Below are 20565 nucleotides of genomic sequence, written 5' to 3' on the forward strand. Positions count from 1 at the left end.
CCAGCGTGCGGGTGACCCGCATCGGCATGACTCAGTCGGAGAGGCCCGCGAGATCGCGCAGACGGCGCGCCTGCGCGGCGCGCTCCGCGGTGCGCTGGTCCTCGTACGAGCGGCTCGTCACACCCTGAAGCAGCGCCTTCGTCTCGATCACCGCGTCCCGCGGCGCCGCCAGCAGCGCGGCCGCCAAGTCCCGCACCGCGCCGTCGAGTTCGTCGCCGGGCACAACAAGGTTGGCGAGGCCGGTGCGCTCCGCCTCCTCGGCATGCACAAAGCGGCCCGTCGCGCAGATCTCCAGCGCGCGGGCGTAGCCCACGAGCGACACCAGGGGGTGCGTACCCGTGAGGTCCGGTACGAGCCCGAGGCTGGTCTCACGCATGGCGAACTGCACGTCCTGAGCGACGACCCGGAGGTCGCAGGCGAGGGCGAGCTGGAAACCGGCCCCGATCGCATGACCCTGGACGGCCGCGATCGTGACAATGTCACTGCGGCGCCACCAGGTGAATCCCTCCTGGTACTCGGCGATGACCCCGTCGAGCTCCTCGTCGGAACCGCGTGCGAGATCGAGGAAGGACGGCTCGCCGTCGAAGCCCTCGGGCGTGAACGCCTGCCGGTCGAGACCCGCGGAGAAGGACTTGCCCTCGCCGCGCAGCACCACGACCCGCACAGTGCCCGGCAATGACCGACCCGCCTGCGCCAACGCCCGCCACAGAGCGGGAGATTGGGCGTTGCGCTTGTCCGGGTTGGTCAAGGTCACCGTGGCAACCGCGTCCTCGACGGTGAGCCGTACGCCGTCCTTGTCGAGCACAGAGTCGAGCGAAGTCATGGGGCGCCTCCGGTTCGGGAACAGTCACTGCAAACGAAGATAAGTGACTGCACAGTAACCACCCGGTCGACCGTGCGACCGACCGGGTGGCCACCGTGAAAACCGGTAGGCCGGAGGAGCCTCGACCGTCAGGCCGAGGCGGCCTTCTTGCCTCGCGTCGCTCCGCCGCGTCCCCGCAGCGTGACTCCGGACTCGCTGAGCATCCGGTGGACGAATCCGTAGGAGCGGCCGGTCTCTTCGGCCAACGCCCGGATGCTCGCACCGGAGTCGTACTTCTTCTTCAGGTCTGCCGCGAGCTTGTCGCGCGCGGCGCCGGTTACCCGGCTGCCCTTCTTCAGAGTCTCGGCCACCCGTGCCTCCTCATGGGAAGTGCGCTCTGGACTCTCATGATCACCCCTCGGGGGCTTCCTGGCCACCCATTCGGCAAGGTCCGTGCGACAAGCTTTGCCCGGCGCTGGGCAATCGCCACTACCGGAATCCTTGATTCCGCACGCCCGCGTTCGCACGTCCGAACGGGTTTCCCGGAGAAGTGCCTGGTCAGCGCAGCGCACCGGGGACAAGCGCCGCGTGGGACCGGAAGGCCTGAATCCGCCCGCCGCCACGCCGCAGTACGAGACGTTCTCACTCAGATGATGGATCACCCGTAAGCCGAATGATCCATACGGAGTGGATCAGCACCGGATCGCACCGGATCGCACCGGATCAGGCTCCTGATCCGGCTTCCGATCCGGCCGGCATCAGGCGAGCGCGACGAGGTCCGCGTAGTCCGCGCCCCACAGATCCTCGACGCCGTCCGGCAGCAGGATGATGCGCTCCGGCTCGAGCGCCTCGACCGCGCCCTCGTCGTGGGTGACGAGGATGACGGCGCCCTTGTAGGTGCGCAGCGCGCCGAGGATCTCCTCGCGGCTGGCCGGGTCGAGGTTGTTGGTGGGCTCGTCGAGAAGCAGCACGTTCGCGGACGAGACGACCAGGGTCGCCAGCGCGAGACGGGTCTTCTCACCGCCGGAGAGGACCCCGGCCGGCTTGTCGACGTCGTCGCCCGAGAAGAGGAAGGAGCCGAGCGTCTTGCGGACGTGGACGAGATCGAGGTCGGGCGCGGAGGAGCGCATGTTCTCCAGGACCGTGCGTTCCGGGTCGAGGGTTTCGTGCTCCTGGGCGTAGTAGCCCATCTTGAGACCGTGGCCCTCTATGACCTCGCCGGTGTCGGGCTTCTCGGCCCCGGCCAGCAGGCGCAGCAGTGTGGTCTTGCCCGCGCCGTTGAGGCCGAGGATCACAACCCGTGAACCCTTGTCGATCGCGAGATCCACATCGGTGAAGATTTCCAGCGAGCCGTAGGACTTGGACAGACCCTCCGCCATCAGCGGGGTCTTGCCGCAGGGCGCGGGATCCGGGAAGCGCAGCTTGGCGACCTTGTCGGAGACCCGTACGGCGTCGAGACCGGAGAGCAGCCGCTCGGCCCGCTTGGCCATGTTCTGCGCGGCGACGGTCTTGGTGGCCTTGGCGCGCATCTTGTCGGCCTGCGAGTTGAGCGAGGCGGCCTTCTTCTCGGCGTTCTGGCGCTCGCGCTTGCGGCGCTTCTCGTCGGCCTCGCGCTGCTGCTGGTAGAGCTTCCAGCCCATGTTGTAGATGTCGATGTGCGCGCGGTTGGCGTCCAGGTAGAAGACCTTGTTGACGACGGTCTCGACCAGGTCGACATCGTGGGAGATGACGACGAAGCCGCCGCGGTAGGTCTTGAGGTAGTCGCGCAGCCAGACGATCGAGTCGGCGTCGAGGTGGTTGGTGGGCTCGTCGAGGAGCAGGGTGTCGGCGTCCGAGAAGAGGATGCGCGCGAGCTCGACGCGGCGGCGCTGACCACCTGAGAGCGTATGCAGCGGCTGGCCGAGCACCCGGTCGGGCAGGCCGAGCGCGGCGGCGATGGTGGCGGCCTCGGCCTCGGCGGCGTAACCGCCCTTGGTGAGGAACTCCGTCTCCAGGCGCTCGTACCTCTTCATCGCCTTCTCGCGGGTGGCGCCCTGGCCGTTCGCCATGCGCTCCTCGTTCTCGCGCATCTTCCTCAGGACGGAGTCGAGGTCGCGGGCGGAGAGGATGCGGTCGCTGGCGAGGGTGTCGAGGTCGCCGGTGCGCGGGTCCTGCGGGAGGTAGCCCACCTCGCCCGAGCGGGTGATGGCGCCGCCGGCGGGGACGCCTTCACCGGCGAGGCACTTGGTGAGGGTGGTCTTGCCCGCACCGTTGCGGCCTACCAGGCCGATGCGGTCGCCTTTGGCGATGCGGAAGGAAGCGGACTCGATGAGGACGCGCGCGCCTGCGCGCAGCTCGACACCAGAGGCGGTGATCACGGAAAGACTCCAGGGCGGTATGGACGGCGGAAGGGACGGACGCAGGAGCTTCGACGCCGTCTAATGCACAAGGAGAATTGCCATACGGGCCAGTCTAACGGGCCCGGGCAAGTGCTATTCGTCGGTCGTTGGCAAGGGGCGTGCGGATGGGAGGCGATCCGGCCGGGACGCGCAGAGCACAGTCACGGACCGTATCCCCGGCGGCAGGGCCACCGTCGGCGGCGGCATCGTCGGCCTCATCGCGCTGGGACCGCACCTCGGCCCCGCTGTCAGTGGCCGGTGCAAGACTGAGACCCAGATCACACCCCTACCGTCGAGCATGAAGGAGTGATCGGGATGACGGACTCACCGAGCATCTGTCCGACGCTGGTGTACGCGGACGCCAAGGCTGCGATCAAGCAACTCACCGAGGCCTTCGGCTTCGCCGAGCGCGCGGTGTACGAGGACGAGGGCGGCGTGGTCATGCACGCGGAGCTGACGTACGGGAACGGCATGGTGATGCTCGGCAGTAAGGGCACCGGCAGCGAGTTCGACAAGCTGATGGCGGGCGGCGGACCCACAGGCGTGTTCGTCCATGTCGATGATGCCGACGCGCACCACAGCACGGCTGTGGAGCACGGCGCGGAGATCGTGATGCCGCCCACCGATCAGGACTACGGGGCTCGCGACTACATGGCGCGCGACGTCGAGGGCAACATCTGGAGCTTCGGGACCTACGCACCGGGGGCGGAGGAGTCGTAGGCCGTGTCTGACCCGGCCTCCCCCGCCCCCCGTGCCGCGTCCTGCCCGTTCAGGACCCTCCGGTGTGCACCTGGAACGCCGCCCGGCGCACGGCCTTGGCCAGGGCCGGGTCCGGGTGCGCGGCCGCCAGGGCGACCAGGACCTGGACCGTTCGCGGGTGGCCGCCGACCCGGACCGCCTCGAGCAGCGCGGGGACCGTGCCCTGCACCGCGGAGTCGAGATGACGCAGGAGCAGCTGGGGCTCGCCGTGGTCGGCGACGGCCGCCGCGGTGTCGACCCAGAGCCAGGTCGCTTCCTCGCGGGTGAGGACGTCGGCCGCGTCCTCGGGGTCCGCTCCCTCGTACTCGGCGAGCCAGAGCAGGACGTAGGGCCGCAGTGAGGGCTCGTCGGCGGCGGCTCGGACCTCGGGCTCGGCGGGGGCGCCGACGACGCGCAGGGCCTCGAAGGCGAGTCCGCGCAGCAGGGCGTCCTCGCCGCGGGCCACGGCGAGAAGTTCGGTGACGGCGCTGGAGACGGTGCGGGCGGCGAGCCAGGCGCGGTACTCGGCGCGGGCCGGGCCGGGGGTGAGCCGGGCACAGCCGCGCACCATGTCCTCGGCGGACTGCTCGATATTGCCCGCGGGGCTCTGGGCGGCGACGCAGATCTGCTCGAGCTTGACCCAGACCGCCCAGTTGCCGAGCGGGGTGAGGGTGGCGGACCGGCCCTTGTCCAGGGTGAGGGCGCCGACGGCGGACAGGCCCTCCAGGGCCCAGTCGAGAAGGAGGGAGACGGGAACGCCCGGACGGTCCTCGGTCCCGGACTCGGGACGGGGATCGGATTCGGTCAAGGGGTGGGGATCGGGCCCGGACCCGTGCCCGTGCTCCGCGTCGGCGGGGCGCGGACCGGCGTGCGAACCGTACGGGACCTCGCAGCGCTCCTCGCGGAGTTCGGCGACGCGCTGCTGCAGGAGGTCGAGCAGGACCGGTACGAGCACGGGTCCTGCCGAGAGCTGGAGGAGGGAGAGCACCTGGGGGACGGCTTCGACGACCTCGGCGACCGCCGTGGGGGCGACATCGCCGGGTGCGGGGTGGATCAGCGACCAGGCGTCGAAGAGGGCGACCCAGCCGCGCAGCACGGCCATGTCGTCGCGGTCCCAGGCGCGCAGCCGCCAGCCGGGGCGTGCGGTGTCACCGTGCAGCTCGACCAGGCCGGCGAGACGGGCCCGGTCCCAGCCGACGCGTACCTGGAGCGGGGTCAACTCCAGGGCGGCCGCGGCCCGTTCCTGGGCGCGCTCGGCGAGTGGGGCGGTGCTGGGGTCCCTCTCGACGGCCGCCCAGCGGGCGATGCGTACGGCGTCGGCGAGGACCGCCCTCGCCTGGCGGGCCAGCTCGGCGGGGGGCGGAGTTCCCTCGGGAGGCCGCGGGGCCGGCCGGGTGCGCCGGGTCGTCACGGCCCGCCGTGCGGTGGCCAACGATCGCGGGCGGACAAGACGGAGTCTGGAGTTGCGCGCCAATTGCTCATCAGGCTTTCGGGACGTCACGGGGGCAGTCTTCCCGCTGACGGCCCGAAAGCCCAAACGGAACCTGGTCGGCCGGACAGAGCGGCCGTCCCGTCAGGGACTGTCCGGCGACATCTCGGACAGGTCCCGGCTACATCAGGGGGGTGAGGAAGCGCCGGAGGGCCTCTTCGTAACTCACGGGGGCCGCGTTCCACATCGCGGCGTGCGGGGCGTGCCGGACGGTGTGCAGGGTGATCAGTTCGGGGCGGCGGGCGGCGAGTTCACGGGAGAGCCCCCAGGGCGCGAGGGTGTCGTCCGGGCCGTGGAAGATCAGGGTCGGTACGCGCAGGCCGTTCGGGTCGGCCGCTTCGAGCAGCCGGTCGCCGTGCAGCCCGGTCCTGCCCTGGGCCGCCCTGACGACAAGGGGCAGCAGGGGCCCCGGGGTGCCGCGGGCGGCGGCCAGATTGCGCAGGGTCGTTCCCCAGTCCAGGACCGGGGAGTCCAGCACGAGTCCGCTGATCCGGTCGCGCAGCGAGGAGTTTGCCGCCGCGTGCAGGGCCATCGAGGCTCCGGTGGACCAGCCGTGCAGGACGACACGCGCGGCTCCGTGGCGGACGGCATAGCGGATGGCCGCGTCCAGGTCGCGCCATTCGGAGTCGCCGAGGTGAGCGAGTCCGTCCGGGGGCCTGGGGGCACCGAGGTCCCCGCGGTAGGCGAGATCGAGCACCGGGAAGTGGTGGGCGCTGAGGAACTCCATGATGTTCATGGGGTGCTCCCGTGTGGTGCCCAGGCCGTGCACGGTGATGACCCAGGTGTCGCGGGCGCCGGGCACGAACCAGGCGGGCAGCGCGCCGAGTTCGCCGGGGATGTCGATATCGCTGTGCTTGAGGCCGAGCGCGCTGGCCGGGTCGCCGCTGTGCACCTGCGGGGTGAGCCGCACCCGGGTGCGCGGGTCCAGGGTGCCGTGGCTGACCCGTTCCAGGCGGCGTACGACGGTGTCGGGGGCGTGCGGGACCTCGTCGAGTACGGCGCCGACGACCGCGTGGACGTCGGGGCCCTCCAGGCCGTACGTACCGGGGCGCAGCGAGGCGAGGCTGCGGGTGAGGGTCAGCCTGCCCGGGGCCGTGGCGTGCACGGTGAGCCGGGGGTCGCCGGGCAGGGGCCGGCCGAGCGGCGCCTTGAGCGCCGCGTCGCTCGCGTAGCGGCCGGCCGCGATCGCGGCCGCGCCGACGCCGATCAGAGTGGTGACGGCTGCTGCCGCCGCTATAGCCGGGCGCACTGTTCCAGTGTCGGCACCCACCGGCCGCGCTGCCAGTGGGCGGGGGCCGCAGGTGTCGGGGAGCCTCAGGTGCTGGGCCGGGGCCGGCCGTAGCCCTGGAGTTTCTCCTCCACCTCGCGCAGCTGGGACCTGGAGAGCAGGCTGGGCGAGTATCCGGGCAGCGCCGCCGCGGTCAGCCAGAGCCTGCACATCCACTCCAGCTGGGCGGTGCGGTCGTAGGCCTGGTCGAGGGAGTCGCCGTAGGTGACCGTTCCGTGGTTCTGGAGCAGACACCCGGTGCGGTCCCGCAGGGCGCGCAGCATGTTCGCGGCCAGCTCGTCCGTTCCGTACAGGGCATACGCGGCGACGCGGACAGGTCCGCCGAGGGCAGCCGCCATGTAGTGGATCAGCGGGACCTCGGGGACCAGGGTGGAGACGGCGGTGGCGTGCACGGCGTGGGTGTGCACCACGGCGCCCGCGTGGGTGTTCCGGTAGACCTGGAGGTGCAGCGGCAGCTCGCTGGTGGGGGCGAGATCGCCCAGGACCTGGTTGCCGTCGAGATCGACGGCGACGGCGTCCTCGGGAGTGAGACGGTCGTAGGGCACTCCGCTCGGGGTGACCAGGACGAGTCCGCCGGCCCGTACCGAGACATTGCCCGATGTGCCCACCACCAGGCCTTCGGCCGCCGTTCTGCGGGCCGTGGCCACGAGGTCTTCCCACGCCCGCCCGATCGCGTCCTGCCGTACCTCATCGGTCATGCGGTGATCCTGTCAGGCGGCTGCGGCGTGCCGCAGGGCGTCGAGTGACGGAGATCTCTTCAACCCGCACAAATGCCGCTTCCGGCGCCTCGCGGAACCCCCTCGGGCAACCCTGACGCAAGCCCGACACGGTCTGACGCACCGCTGTGGCCACTCCCCCTGAGGAGCGGGGTGATGGATCCTCACTTAACGACACCGCAACGCCCGTCGTAGTTCATCTTCCGTTCATCCAGGTTAACTACGTTCGCCGCGCCACTGACGTCAAACGATTGCCTGGGTAAATGGAACACATCACCTTGCTCCTTGCGATTGTGATCGTGACAGCGCTCGTGTTCGATTTCACGAACGGATTCCATGACACCGCCAACGCGATGGCGACGACCATCTCGACCGGCGCGCTCAAGCCCAAGACAGCGGTGGCCATGTCCGCCGCGCTCAACCTCGTCGGCGCGTTCCTGTCCGTGGAGGTCGCCAAGACGATCTCCAGCGGCCTCGTGACCGAGGCGGGCATCACACCCGAAGTCATCTTCGCGGCGCTCGTCGGCGCCATCCTCTGGAACCTGATGACCTGGCTGATCGGCCTGCCGTCCAGTTCCTCGCACGCCCTGATGGGCGGTCTGATCGGCGCCACCATCGCCTCGGTCGGCGTCAGCGGTGTCAACGGCGGCACCGTCGTCACCAAGGTGCTGATCCCCGCGATCGCCGCCCCGCTGGTCGCCGGCATCGCGGCCTTCCTCGCCTCCCGGCTGACGTACAAGATCGGCAAGAACGCCGACGAGAAGGCCACCGCGAAGGGTTACCGCACCGGCCAGATCGCCTCGGCCGGCCTGGTCTCCCTGGCCCACGGCACCAACGACGCGCAGAAGACGATGGGCATCATCACGCTGGCGCTCGTCGCCGGCGGTGTGCTCTCCCCCGGCTCCAACCCCCCGATGTGGGTCATCCTCTCCGCCGGTCTCGCGATCGCGATGGGCACCTACCTCGGCGGCTGGCGCATCATCCGCACCATGGGCAAGGGCCTCACCGACCTCCAGCCGCAGCAGGGCTTCGCCGCCCAGACCAGCGCGGCCAGCGTCATCCTCGCCTCCTCCAACCTCGGCTTCTCGCTGTCGACCACGCACTCCTGCTCCGGCGCGGTGATGGGCGCCGGCCTCGGCCGCAAGGGCGGCGTGGTCCGCTGGTCCACCGCCACCCGGATGTTCGTCGCCTGGGGCCTGACCCTGCCCGCCGCCGGCCTGGTCGCCGCGGGCTCGGAGTTCGTGACCAAGCAGGGCGACTGGGGCGTCGCGGCCGTCGCGGTCTTCCTGATCGGCGCCTGCACCGCGATCTGGTTCGTCTCCCGCCGCCAGGTCGTCGACCACACCAACGTCAACGACGTGAGCGCCGACGCCGAGCCCGCGGGCGTCGTGACCGCGGCCATCGCGGCCGTCACCCCGCCGCCGGCCGGCACGCCCGCGAACGACGACCTCAAGACGACCATCCCGGCTCCGGCCCCCGCCGGCTCCGAGCCGACGCAGCCGGCCACGGTGTAAGGACAGATCTGCATGAACATCGACTGGGTAGCTCTCGGCTCCGTCTTCGGCGTGAGCCTCGTCGCCACCGTCGCCCTGGTGGGCCTGTTCACCCTCGGCGTGGTGGGCCTGACCAAGCAGGAGTCGGCGTCCGGACAGGGCGGCGGCACCGCGGCAATGGCGCGCACCGGTGCGTACGCCTGCTTCGCGCTCTGCGCGGCGGCCGTGTCGTACGGGATCTATCTGATCGTCACCTGACGGCACAGCCGCAACGGCACAGCTTCACCGGCCGGGCCGGACACACCCTCGGGTGCGTCCGGCCCGGCTTTCCGCTGCCCTGGGCGCGGCGCCCGGCCGACTGCCCGGTGTGGGGCTCGGCACACTGTCCCACCGCAGGTCAAGGGCGAGTTGACGGGCGTTCGCGAGCGTGGTGGACTGCCGAGGCCATTACGGCGGCAGAAGAGGAAGCCGGTGCGAATCCGGCGCGGTCCCGCCACTGTCACCGGGGAGCACATCCCCGGAAGCCAGGAACTCTCACCGCCGATCACGTCGAACCAGGGCGCGGACACCCTGAGTGAGGACATATCGCCATGCCCGGCTGCCGTTCCGTTCCCGCTGTCAGTACGAAGGTCGATCCCAGGGTCACTCGAGGCGTAACGGCGGCCTGAACCCATGCGTGTCGACCGTGAGTTCGTGTACGGCGCCATCGCCGGTCTGGCCGGTGACCTGCTGCTCGGCGATCCTCGCCGGGGGCATCCGGTCGCCGCGTTCGGGCGGGCCGCAGGCGCTGTCGAGCAGGTGCTGTGGCGTGATCACCGCGGCTGGGGCGCCCTGCACACCGCCCTGTGCGCCGGAGGTGCCGCCGCCGGTGCCGCGCTTGTTTCGCGCGGTGCGCGGGGCCGCGGCGCCGCATCCGTCGCGCTGACCGCCGCCGCCACCTGGGCCGTTGTCGGGGGTACGTCGCTGGGCCGCGAGGCGCGGGCCATCGGTGGCGCGCTCGCGGCCGGGGATCTGGAGGTGGCGCGGGAGCGGCTGCCGCATCTGTGCGGGCGCGATCCGCAGTACCTGGACGAGCGGCAGATCGCGCGCGCCGTCGTGGAGTCCGTCGCCGAGAACACCTCCGACGCGGTCGTGGGCGCGCTCGTGTGGGGTGCGCTCGCGGGTGTGCCGGGTCTGGTGGGCTTCCGGGCGGTCAACACGCTGGACGCGATGGTCGGGCACAAGTCGCCCCGGTACCGGCGGTTCGGCTGGGCGTCGGCACGCCTCGACGATGTGGCCGGCTGGCCGGGGGCCCGGCTCACCGCCGGTCTTGCGGTGCTCGCGGGCGGGGACGCGCCCGGGGCCGTACGGGCGTGGCGGGCCGATGCGAGGAAGCACCCGAGCCCGAACGCGGGGCCGGTGGAGGCCGCGTTCGCGGGGGCGCTCGGCGTACGGCTCGGCGGGACCCTCTCGTACGGCGGCCGGGTCGAGCACCGGCCCGTGCTCAACGGCTCGGGCCGCACCGTGGAGTTCGGTGACATCGAACGCGCCGTGCGGCTCTCCCGCCGCGTCGGCTGGCTGACTCTGGCGGCCTGCGCGGCGGGCCGCCTGGCGGGTCACGCGCTGCGCGCGCGGCGCGCGGGAAAGGGGCGGGGATGAGCAGGCGCAGAGGCGGCGGGCTGCTGGTCGCGGGGACGACGTCCGACGCGGGCAAGAGCGTCGTCACGGCCGGGATCTGCCGATGGCTCGTACGGCAGGGAGTGAAGGTCGCGCCCTTCAAGGGACAGAACATGTCGCTCAATTCGTTCGTGACGCGCGAGGGCGCGGAGATCGGGCGGGCCCAGGCGATGCAGGCGCAGGCGGCGCGCGTGGAGCCCACAGCGCTGATGAATCCCGTACTGCTCAAGCCGGGGAGCGACCGTTCGAGCCAGGTGGTCCTGATGGGCAAGCCGGTGGGCGAACTGAGCGCCCGCGGCTACCACGGGGGGCGGCAGGAGGCTCTCCTGGGCACCGTCGTGGAGTGCCTGGAGGAGCTGCGGGGCACGTATGAAGCCGTGATCTGTGAGGGGGCGGGCAGTCCGGCCGAGATCAATCTGCGGCGTACGGACATCGTGAACATGGGCATCGCGCGGGCGGCCCGGCTCCCGGTGCTCGTGGTCGGGGACATCGACCGCGGGGGCGTCTTCGCCTCGTTCTTCGGGACCACCGCGCTGCTCAGTGCCGAGGATCAGGCGCTGGTCGCCGGGTACATCGTCAACAAGTTCCGGGGCGATGTGTCGCTGCTCGAGCCCGGCATCGAGATGCTGCGGGGGCTGACCGGGCGGCACACGTACGGGATTCTGCCGTACGCCCACGGTCTCGGCATCGACGAGGAGGACGGGCTGCGGGTGTCCCTGCGCGGCGCGGTACGGGAGTCGGTGGTCGCCCCGCCCGTCGGCGAGGACATTCTGCGGGTCGCCGTCTGCGCCGTCCCGCTGATGTCCAACTTCACGGACGTGGACGCCCTGGCCGCCGAACCGGGCGTCGTCGTGCGCTTCGTGGACCGGGCCGAGGAACTCGTCGACGCCGACCTGGTGATCGTGCCGGGGACCCGGGGCACGGTCGGAGCCCTGGAGTGGCTGCGGGAGCGGGGGCTCGCGGAGGCGCTGAAGCGGCGGGCCGCCGAGGGCAGGCCCGTCCTGGGTATCTGCGGCGGCTTCCAGGTGCTCGGTGAGCACATCGAGGATGAGGTCGAGTCGCGGGCGGGGAGCGTCGAGGGCCTGGGGCTGCTGCCCGTACGCATCAGGTTCGCCGTCGGCAAGACCCTCGCCAGGCCCGTCGGCGAAGCCCTCGGCGAGCGCGTCGAGGGCTACGAGATCCATCACGGCGTCGCCGAAGTACTCGGCGGCGACCCGTTCATCTCTGATGGCGATGGACACAGCCTGGACGGCTGCCGGGCCGGGGCCGTCTGGGGCACGCACTGGCACGGATCGCTGGAGAGCGACGGCTTCCGGCGCGCCTTCCTGCGCGAGGTCGCGCGCGCCGCGGGACGGCGCTTCGTGCCCGCGCCCGACACCAGTTTCGGAGCACTGCGCGAGGAGCAGCTGGACCGCCTCGGCGACCTCGTCGAAGAACACGCGGATACGGATGCGCTGCTGCGGCTCATCGAGTCGGGCGCACCGTCAGGACTTCCCTTCATCGCACCTGGAGCGCCATGAGCACCGAGAACACCGTGCTGTTGCTGTCCACCGCCGATACGGACCTGCTGGCGGCCCGGGCATCCGGCGCGCCCTACCGGATCGGCAACCCGACCCGTATCGATGTGGCCGAGGAGCTGCCCGCGCTCGTCGCGGGCGCGTCCGTCGCGGTCGTACGGCTGCTCGGCGGCAAGCGGGCCTGGGAGGACGGGCTCGCCGCACTGAAGGCCGCCGGGATTCCGACGGTCCTGCTGGGCGGCGAGGCGGTGCCCGACGCGGAGTTGATGGCCGAGTCGTCCGTGCATGCGGGTGCTGTCGCGGAGGCTCTGCAGTATCTCGTCGAGGGTGGTCCGGGGAACCTCGTCGAGCTGGCCCGGTTCCTGACGGAGGACGTGCTGCTGAGCGGCCACGGTCGTGCCGGAGGCGCGCGGAACAGGCACAGTGCCGAGCCGCAGAAGATGCCCGAGTGGGGCGTCCACGGCGAGCGTGCGTACGTGGAGGGGCGGCCGAGCGTCGGCGTGCTCTTCTACCGGGCGCACCAGCTCTCCGGGAACACCGGCTTCGTGGACACCCTGTGCGACGCGATCGAGGCGCGGGGGGCCAACGCCCTTCCCGTGTACTGCGGTTCGCTCCGCGGCGCCGACGCGGAGCTGTACGAGACGCTGGGGCGGACCGACGTGCTGGTCGCCACGGTGCTCGCGGCCGGCGGCACCCGCGCCAGTGACGCCTCCGCCGGCGGGGACGACGAGGCCTGGGACATCGGCGCGCTCGCCGACCTCGATGTGCCGGTCCTCCAGGGGCTGTGCCTGACCTCGTCGCGGGCGACCTGGGAGGCGTCGGACGCGGCCCTGTCTCCCATGGACGCGGCGATGCAGGTGGCGATCCCCGAGTTCGACGGGCGGATCATCACGGTGCCGTTCTCCTTCAAGGAGCAGGGCCCCGACGGGGTACCGGTGTATGTCGCCGACCCCGAGCGGGCCGGTCGGGTCGCCGGGATCGCCGTCCGTCACGCCCGGTTGAAGCACAAGCCGAACGCCGAGAAGAAGCTCGCGATCGTCTTCACCGCCTATCCGACCAAGCACTCGCGGGTCGGCAACGCGGTCGGTCTCGACACTCCCGCCTCCGCGGTTCGCGTACTGGACGCGCTGCGCGGCGCCGGTTACGCCGTGGACGGCTACCCGGACGACGGCGACGAGCTGATCCACCGGCTCATCAACGCCGGTGGCCACGATGTGGAGTGGCTGACCGAGGAGCAGCTGGCCGCCGCTCCCGCGCGGGTCCCGCTCGCCGACTACCGCGCCTGGTTCGAGAAGCTGGAGCCGGAACTGCGCGACGGGATGCTGGAGCACTGGGGCGAGCCGCCGGGTCGGCTGTATGTCGACGGCGACGACATCGTGCTGGCGTCCTTGCAGTTCGGGAACGTCGTCGTGATGATCCAGCCGCCGCGCGGCTTCGGTGAGAACCCGATCGCGATCTACCACGACCCCGACATGCCGCCCTCGCACCATTACGTGGCCGCGTACCGGTGGCTGGACAACACCTTCGGCGCGGACGCGATCGTGCACATGGGCAAGCACGGCACGATGGAGTGGCTGCCGGGCAAGGGCCTCGGCCTGTCGGCCGGCTGCGGTCCGGACGCCGTGCTCGGCGAACTGCCGCTGGTGTACCCGTTCATCGTCAACGACCCGGGCGAGGGCACCCAGGCGAAGCGGCGCGGTCACGCCACGGTCGTGGACCATCTGGTGCCGCCGATGGCCCGTGCCGACACCTACGGCGATCTGGCCAAGCTGGAGCAGCTGCTCGACGAGTACGCGCTCGTCAGCGATCTCGACCCGACGAAGGCGCCCGCTGTGCGCGCGCAGATCTGGACGCTGGTGAAGGCGGCCGAGCTGCACCACGATCTGCATGTCGACGAACAGCCGGACGACGGCGAGTTCGACTCGTTCGTCATGCACATCGACGGCTATCTCTGCGAGATCAAGGACGTCCAGATCAGGGACGGTCTGCACATCCTGGGCGGCGGTCCCGAGGCGGAGGCCCGGGTCAATCTCGTCCTGGCCGTGCTGCGCGCATCGCAGGTGTGGGGCGGCACGGCCAATGCGCTGCCGGGGCTCAGGGCCTGTCTCGCCGAGCACTTCGCTCTGGTGGAGAAGGACCTGCTGGGCGAGCCGGGCGCACCGGTGAAGGTGCCGGTGGAGCTCACGGAGCTGGTCGAGGGACCCGCGCGGACGGGCGCCGACGCGATCGATCTGCTGGAGCAGCTGTGCCGGCGGCTCGCGGAGGGCATGGAGGAGCGCGGCTGGGACCTCGCGGCCGTGGCCGGCCTGGTGCGCGATGTGCTGGGCACTCAACTCCCGGACGCGGTGGCCGTGTTGGGCTTCGCCTGCGAGGAGGTCGTGCCCCGGCTGGCCCGTACGACGGACGAGATCGGCAACATCCTGCGGGCGCTGGACGGCGGCTACGTACCGGCCGGGCCTTCCGGGTCGCCGACGCGCGGCCTGGTGAATGTGCTGCCGACCGGCCGCAACTTCTACTCCGTCGACCCCAAGGCGATTCCCTCCCGGCTGTCGTGGGAGGTCGGCCAGGCGCTGGCCGACTCCCTGGTGGCCCGCTACCTCACGGACACGGGCGAGTACCCGAAGTCGGTCGGCCTCACGGTGTGGGGCACGTCCGCGATGCGCACCCAGGGCGACGACATCGCCGAAATCCTGGCGCTGCTGGGGTGCCGGCCGGTGTGGGACGACGCCTCGCGCCGCGTGAGTGGCTTCGAGGTCGTGCCGGTGGCGGAGCTGGGACGGCCGCGCATCGATGTGACGGTGCGTATCTCCGGCTTCTTCCGTGACGCCTTCCCGCATGTGGTCGGGCTGATCGACGACGCGGTACGGGCGGTGGCGGAGCTGGACGAGCCGGCCGAGTCCAACTACGTACGGGCGCACGCGGACGAGGACACGGCGGAGCACGGCGACCGGCGGCGGGCGACGGCCCGGATCTTCGGCTCGAAGCCGGGGGCGTACGGGGCGGGGCTGCTGCCGCTGATCGACGCTCGGAACTGGCGCAGCGACGCGGATCTGGCCGAGGTGTACGCGGTGTGGGGCGGCTATGCGTACGGTCGCGGGCTGGAGGGGCGGGCGGCGCGCGGGGACATGGAGACGGCGTTCCGGCGGATCGCGGTCGCCGCGAAGAACGTCGACACGAGGGAGCACGACCTCGTCGACGCGGACGACTACTTCCAGTACCACGGCGGGATGGTCGCCATGGTGCGGCATCTGACGGGTGAGTCGCCCGAGGCGTACGTGGGTGACTCGGCCACGCCGGACCAGGTGAGGACGCGGACGCTCGGGGAGGAGACGCACCGGGTGTTCCGGGCGCGGGTGGTCAATCCGCGCTGGATGGCGGCGATGCGGCGGCACGGGTACAAGGGCGCGTTCGAGATGGCGGCGACCGTGGACTACCTGTTCGGGTACGACGCGACGACGGGGGTCGTCGACGACTGGATGTACGAGAAGCTCTCGGCGGAGTACGTCTTCGATCCGGAGAACCGGGAGTTCATGCAGAAGTCCAATCCCTGGGCGCTGCGGGGGGTTACGGAGCGTTTGCTGGAGGCGGCGGAGCGGGGGCTGTGGGCGGAGCCGGACGCGGAGACCCTGGAGCGGCTTCGGCAGACGTATCTCGAGCTCGAGGGCGACTTGGAGGGGGACGCGTGAGGGGTGCGCCTGCGGTGGGCCCACGCGGCGGAGCCGCATATCGGATGCAGCCACACCGCCCGAACACGATCGAGGAGTCCGCATGAGCACCCCGTACCCCTTCACCGCGATCGTCGGCATGGACGACCTGCGGCTGGGCCTTCTACTCAACGCCGTGTCCCCCGCCGTCGGTGGTGTCCTCGTGCGGGGGGAGAAGGGGACCGCCAAGTCCACCGCCGTCCGCGCCCTTGCGGCGTTGATACCGGCGGTTCCGGTCGTCCCCGGATGCCGGTTCTCGTGTGACCCCGCTTCGCCCGATCCCGCCTGCCCCGACGGTCCGCACGAGCCCGGTGGCGGCACCGCGCGGGCCGCGCGGATGGTCGAGTTGCCCGTCGGGGCGTCCGAGGACCGGCTCGTCGGGGCGCTCGACATCGAGCGGGCGCTGGCCGAGGGCGTGAAGGCCTTCGAGCCCGGGCTGCTCGCCGACGCGCACCGCGGGATTCTCTATGTGGACGAGGTCAACCTCCTCCATGACCACCTCGTCGACCTGCTGCTCGACGCGGCCGCCATGGGCGCCTCGTACGTCGAGCGCGAGGGTGTCTCGGTGCGGCATGCCGCGCGCTTTCTGCTCGTCGGGACCATGAACCCCGAAGAGGGCGAGCTGCGGCCGCAGTTGCTGGACCGCTTCGGGCTGACCGTCGAGGTCGCTGCCTCGCGCGAGCCCGATCAGCGGGTGGAGGTCGTGCGGCGGCGGCTCGCGTACGACGACGATCCGGCGGGATTCGCCACCCGGTGGGCGGACGAGGAGTCCGCGCTGCGCTCGCGCATCGTCGCCGCGCGCGCCCTGCTGCCCGAGGTCCGGCTCGGGGACGGTGCGCTGCGGCAGATCGCCGCGACCTGCGCGGCGTTCGAGGTGGACGGCATGCGCGCCGACATCGTGATGGCCCGGACGGCGACCGCGCTCGCAGCGTGGGCGGGGCGTACGGACGTACTCGCCGAGGACGTACGGCAGGCCGCGCTGCTGGCGCTCCCCCACCGGCGGCGGCGCAATCCCTTCGACGCTCCCGGGCTCGACGAGGACAGACTCGACGACACGCTGCAGGAGTTCGGCGGCGAGGACGAGAGCGACGACGATCCGGACCCGGACGGTCCGGGCGGCGGCGGTGGGCAGCCGCCGCAGGGCGGGCCCGGCACTCCGCCGCAGGGCGATGCGGGGCAGGGCGACACACCCGCGCGGCCGCAGGAGTCGGAGGGCGGGGAGCCGCAGTCGGCGGGCGGTGGTGAGCAGCAGCCCGTACGGGCGGCCGAGCCGTACCGTACGAAGATGCTCAGCGTGCCCGGTCTCGGCGAGGGCGCGGCGGGGCGCAGGTCCCGTGCGCGGACCGAGCACGGGCGGACGACGGGCGCGCGGCGGCCCCAAGGGGCGCTCACCAAGCTGCACCTGGCGGCGACCGTGCAGGCCGCCGCACCGCATCAGCGGGCGCGCGGGCGCAGCGGCCGTGGCCTGGTGGTGCGCAGGGACGATCTGCGGCAGGCGAACCGCGAGGGGCGCGAGGGAAACCTGGTGCTGTTCGTGGTGGACGCGTCGGGGTCGATGGCGGCCCGGCAGCGGATGAGCGCGGTCAAGGGCGCGGTGCTTTCGCTGCTGCTCGACGCCTACCAGCGGCGCGACAAGGTCGGGCTGGTCACCTTCCGAGGGAAGGACGCGGAGGTGGCGCTGCCGCCGACCTCGTCGGTTGAGGCGGCCGCCGTCCGTCTGGAGAAGCTGCCGACGGGCGGCCGCACACCGCTGGCGGCCGGGCTGCTCAAGGCGCACGACGTACTGCGGGTGGAGCGTATGCGCGATCCGTCCAGGCGGCCGCTGCTGGTCGTGGTGACGGACGGCCGGGCGACGGGCGGGGTCGATCCGGTGGCGCTGGCCGCGCGGGCCGCGCGGCTGCACTGCGCCGAGGGGACGGCCGCGATCGTCGTGGACTGCGAAACCGGTCCCGTACGGCTCGGTCTTGCGGGCACACTCGCCGGCGATCTCGGCGGCACCGCCGTCACCCTCGACGAGCTGCGCGCCGACTCCATCGCCGGGCTCGTCAAGGACGTTCACACTGCCAGGAGGGTCGCGTAATGCCGCAAGGACAGCCGTCCGTCGTCCCGGACGACGGACTCACGACCCGCCAGCGGCGCAACCGGCCGCTCGTCGTCGTGCACACAGGGGTCGGCAAAGGGAAGTCGACGGCCGCCTTCGGGCTCGCGCTGCGCGCCTGGAACCAGGGCTGGCCGATCGGGGTGTTCCAGTTCGTGAAGTCCGCGAAGTGGAAGGTCGGCGAGGAGCGGGCGCTGCGGGTGCTGGGCGACTCCGGCGAGGGCGGTTCCGTCGCGTGGCACAAGATGGGCGAGGGCTGGTCCTGGGTGCAGCGCGACATCGAGTCGAGCGAGGACGCGGCGCGCGAGGGCTGGGAGCAGGTCAAGCGGGACCTGGCGGCCGAGACGTATCAGCTGTACGTGCTGGACGAGTTCGCGTACCCCATGCACTGGGGGTGGGTGGACACCGACGAGGTGATCTCGGTGCTGCGGGACCGGCCGGGGACGCAGCATGTGGTGATCACCGGGCGCAACGCGCCTGCCGGGCTGGTCGGCTTCGCGGATCTCGTCACCGACATGTCGAAGGTCAAGCACCCGATGGACGCCGGTCAGAAGGGGCAGCGGGGCATCGAGTGGTAGCACGTCTCGTCATCGCGGCGCCGGCCTCGGGGAGTGGGAAGACCACTGTCGCCACGGGGTTGATGGCGGCGTTCACCTCGGCGGGCCTGACCGTGTCCCCGCACAAGGCCGGTCCCGACTACATCGACCCCGGCTATCACGCGCTCGCGACGGGGCGTCCGGGCCGGAATCTGGACGCGTATCTGTGCGGCACGGAGCTGATCGCGCCGCTGTTCGCGCATGGCGCGGCGGGGTGCGATCTGGCGGTGGTCGAGGGCGTGATGGGGCTGTACGACGGTGCGGCGGGGGCGGGTGAGCTGGCGTCCACGGCGCAGATCGCGAAGCTGCTGCGGGCACCGGTGGTGCTGGTGGTGGACGCGTCGTCGCAGTCACGGTCGGTGGCGGCGCTGGTGCACGGTTTCGCATCCTGGGATCCGCAGGTGCGGATCGGGGGCGTGATCCTGAACAAGGTGGCGTCGGACCGGCACGAGGAGCTGCTGCGGGTGGCGCTGGAGGAGTCGGGGGTGCCGGTGCTGGGGGTGCTCCGGCGGATCCAGCGAGCCGCTACGCCTTCACGGCACCTGGGGCTGGTGCCGGTCGCCGAACGCCGCGCCGATGCCGTGGCCTCGGTCGAGGCGATGGCGGAGCTGGTGCGGGAGGGGTGTGACCTGGAGGCGCTCCTGGGCTTGGCGCGGAGTGCGCCGTCGCTGGGGGCCGAGCCGTGGGAGGCGGGGGCCGCCTGCGGTCCGGTCGGGCTGACAACGTCAGCCCCGCCCGTCGTCGCCGTCGCGGGCGGCCCCGCGTTCACGTTCTCCTACGCCGAGCACCCCGAACTCCTCACCGCCGCCGGCGCCGACGTCGTCACCTTCGATCCGCTCCGGGACGAGCAACTCCCCGACGGGACGAGCGGGCTCGTCATAGGCGGCGGGTTCCCGGAGGTGTACGCGCCCGAGCTGTCCGCCAATGAGGCGCTGCGCAAGGCCGTCGCCGGGCTCGCGTCCTCCGGCGCGCCCATCGCCGCCGAGTGCGCCGGGCTGCTGTATCTCGCGCGGTCCCTGGACGGCGCGCCCATGTGCGGTGTGCTGGATGCCGAGGCACGGATGTCGGAGCGGCTCACGCTCGGGTACCGGGAGGCCGTCGCCGTGAGCGACAGCGCGCTCGCCGCGGCCGGGACGCGGTTGAACGGGCACGAGTTCCACCGCACCGTCGTCGAACCGGCGGCGGGACCCGCCCCCGCGTGGGGGATGCACCGGTCCGAGCGCCGCGTCGAGGGATTCGTACAGCAGGGCGTGCACGCGAGCTATCTGCACACGCATTGGGCTTCGCAGCCCGGCATGGCCCTTCGGTTTGTTGAGAGGTGTACGCGATGAGCACATTGGTCGGAGTGGGAGTCGGGCCCGGCGACCCGGAGTTGGTGACCGTGAAGGGTGTACGCGCCCTTCAGGAGGCCGACGCCGTCGTCGTACCGGTGATGTCCGCATCCGATGGAAAGGACGGCGGCGAGCCGGGACGCGCCGAGGCGACCGTGCTGCACTACGTCGGCGCGGAGAAGGTCGTACGGGTCGTCTTCGCGCTCAACGAGCGCACCGACCGGGCCCGCCGTGAAGCCGCCTGGGACGCCGCCGGCGAGCGCGTCGCCGCCCTCCTGCGCGCACACGGCTCCGTCGCCTTCGCGACGATCGGCGACCCCAATGTGTACTCGACGTTCACCTATCTCGCGCAGACCGTCGCCGAGCTGGTCCCGGGGACCGTCGTGGAGACCGTGCCGGGCATCACGGCGATGCAGGACCTGGCGGCCCGCAGCGGCGCCGTACTCACCGAGGGCACCGAGCCGTTGACCCTGGTGCCCGTGACCGCCGGCGCCGCCGCGCTCAAGGAGGCCCTGGAAGGGCCGGGGACGGTCGTGGCGTACAAGTTCGGGCGGCTCGCGGCGGAGGTCGCCACCGCGCTGCGCGAGACGGGCCGTACCGAGGGCGCGGTATGGGGATCGGCGCTCGGGCTGCCCGAGGAGTCGATCCGGCCGGCCGCGGAGCTGGCAGAAGGACCGCTGCCGTACCTCTCGACGCTCATCGCGCCGGCGCCGCGCGGCGGCGGCAGAGGAGGCAAACTGTGAGCGCCCCGCCGAAGTC

General features: G+C 71.8%; 16 protein-coding genes and 1 riboswitch. Of the genes, 10 read left to right on the forward strand and 6 right to left on the reverse strand.

What is annotated here, in order from left to right; all coding sequences use genetic code 11:
* Positions 1-31 precede the first annotated feature (31 nt).
* The 3 genes from SLUN_RS08895 to SLUN_RS08905 all read right to left on the reverse strand — a co-directional run bounded on the left by SLUN_RS08895 (position 32) and on the right by SLUN_RS08905 (position 3159).
* Positions 32-823 (reverse strand): enoyl-CoA hydratase/isomerase family protein, encoded by a 792-nt coding sequence (locus SLUN_RS08895; RefSeq protein WP_108147971.1) that lies wholly within the window; start codon positions 821-823, stop codon positions 32-34.
* A 128-nt stretch (positions 824-951) separates the two neighbouring features.
* Positions 952-1173 (reverse strand): helix-turn-helix domain-containing protein, encoded by a 222-nt coding sequence (locus SLUN_RS08900; protein ID WP_006123601.1) that lies wholly within the window; start codon positions 1171-1173, stop codon positions 952-954.
* 387 nt (positions 1174-1560) lie between these two features.
* Positions 1561-3159, reverse strand: a complete 1599-nt coding sequence (locus tag SLUN_RS08905; protein ID WP_108147973.1) for an ABC-F family ATP-binding cassette domain-containing protein — start codon at positions 3157-3159, stop codon at positions 1561-1563.
* A gap of 336 nt (positions 3160-3495) precedes the next feature.
* Here SLUN_RS08905 and SLUN_RS08910 point away from each other — a divergent pair, with 336 nt between their 5' ends.
* Positions 3496-3900: a VOC family protein gene (locus tag SLUN_RS08910; protein ID WP_108147974.1), complete on the forward strand. Its 405-nt coding sequence runs from the start codon at positions 3496-3498 to the stop codon at positions 3898-3900.
* 49 nt (positions 3901-3949) lie between these two features.
* Here SLUN_RS08910 and SLUN_RS08915 read toward each other — a convergent pair whose 3' ends face one another.
* The 3 genes from SLUN_RS08915 to SLUN_RS08925 form a co-directional block, all read right to left on the reverse strand.
* Positions 3950-5419, reverse strand: a complete 1470-nt coding sequence (locus SLUN_RS08915; RefSeq protein WP_371413817.1) for a hypothetical protein — start codon at positions 5417-5419, stop codon at positions 3950-3952.
* 109 nt (positions 5420-5528) lie between these two features.
* Entirely contained in the window at positions 5529-6656 is a 1128-nt protein-coding gene (locus SLUN_RS08920; protein WP_108147976.1) for an alpha/beta hydrolase, read from the reverse strand.
* Between the two features lie 65 nt (positions 6657-6721).
* Positions 6722-7393, reverse strand: coding sequence for a class II aldolase/adducin family protein (locus SLUN_RS08925; protein WP_108147977.1), 672 nt, complete (start codon positions 7391-7393; stop codon positions 6722-6724).
* A 281-nt stretch (positions 7394-7674) separates the two neighbouring features.
* Between SLUN_RS08925 and SLUN_RS08930 the strand changes: the two genes are divergently transcribed.
* The 9 genes from SLUN_RS08930 (at position 7675) to cobI (ending at position 20549) form a co-directional block, all read left to right on the forward strand.
* Positions 7675-8925, forward strand: coding sequence for an inorganic phosphate transporter (locus tag SLUN_RS08930; RefSeq protein ID WP_108147978.1), 1251 nt, complete (start codon positions 7675-7677; stop codon positions 8923-8925).
* A gap of 12 nt (positions 8926-8937) precedes the next feature.
* A complete protein-coding gene (locus SLUN_RS08935) occupies positions 8938-9162 on the forward strand; it encodes a hypothetical protein (RefSeq protein ID WP_108147979.1) in 225 nt (74 codons plus the stop codon).
* 156 nt (positions 9163-9318) lie between these two features.
* A riboswitch (cobalamin riboswitch) is annotated at positions 9319-9460 on the forward strand.
* A gap of 116 nt (positions 9461-9576) precedes the next feature.
* A complete protein-coding gene (locus SLUN_RS08940; protein WP_108147980.1) occupies positions 9577-10542 on the forward strand; it encodes a cobalamin biosynthesis protein in 966 nt (321 codons plus the stop codon).
* A complete protein-coding gene (locus tag SLUN_RS08945; RefSeq protein WP_108147981.1) occupies positions 10539-12080 on the forward strand; it encodes a cobyric acid synthase in 1542 nt (513 codons plus the stop codon). The genes SLUN_RS08940 and SLUN_RS08945 overlap by 4 nt, the downstream gene beginning before the upstream one ends.
* The gene (cobN, locus tag SLUN_RS08950) at positions 12077-15763 is read left to right on the forward strand and encodes a cobaltochelatase subunit CobN (RefSeq protein ID WP_108147982.1); all 3687 of its coding nucleotides are present in this window, start codon (positions 12077-12079) and stop codon (positions 15761-15763) included. Before SLUN_RS08945 ends, cobN begins: the two co-directional genes overlap by 4 nt.
* A gap of 82 nt (positions 15764-15845) precedes the next feature.
* A complete protein-coding gene (locus SLUN_RS08955) occupies positions 15846-17861 on the forward strand; it encodes a putative cobaltochelatase (RefSeq protein ID WP_108147983.1) in 2016 nt (671 codons plus the stop codon).
* The gene (cobO, locus tag SLUN_RS08960; RefSeq protein WP_108147984.1) at positions 17861-18457 is read left to right on the forward strand and encodes a cob(I)yrinic acid a,c-diamide adenosyltransferase; all 597 of its coding nucleotides are present in this window, start codon (positions 17861-17863) and stop codon (positions 18455-18457) included. Before SLUN_RS08955 ends, cobO begins: the two co-directional genes overlap by 1 nt.
* Positions 18451-19806, forward strand: coding sequence for a cobyrinic acid a,c-diamide synthase CobB (locus SLUN_RS08965; RefSeq protein WP_108147985.1), 1356 nt, complete (start codon positions 18451-18453; stop codon positions 19804-19806). Before cobO ends, SLUN_RS08965 begins: the two co-directional genes overlap by 7 nt.
* Entirely contained in the window at positions 19803-20549 is a 747-nt protein-coding gene (gene cobI / locus SLUN_RS08970) for a precorrin-2 C(20)-methyltransferase (RefSeq protein ID WP_108147986.1), read from the forward strand. The genes SLUN_RS08965 and cobI overlap by 4 nt, the downstream gene beginning before the upstream one ends.
* Positions 20550-20565: the final 16 nt, after the last annotated feature.

It is taken from the genome of Streptomyces lunaelactis, from assembly GCF_003054555.1.
Classification (GTDB): domain Bacteria; phylum Actinomycetota; class Actinomycetes; order Streptomycetales; family Streptomycetaceae; genus Streptomyces; species Streptomyces lunaelactis.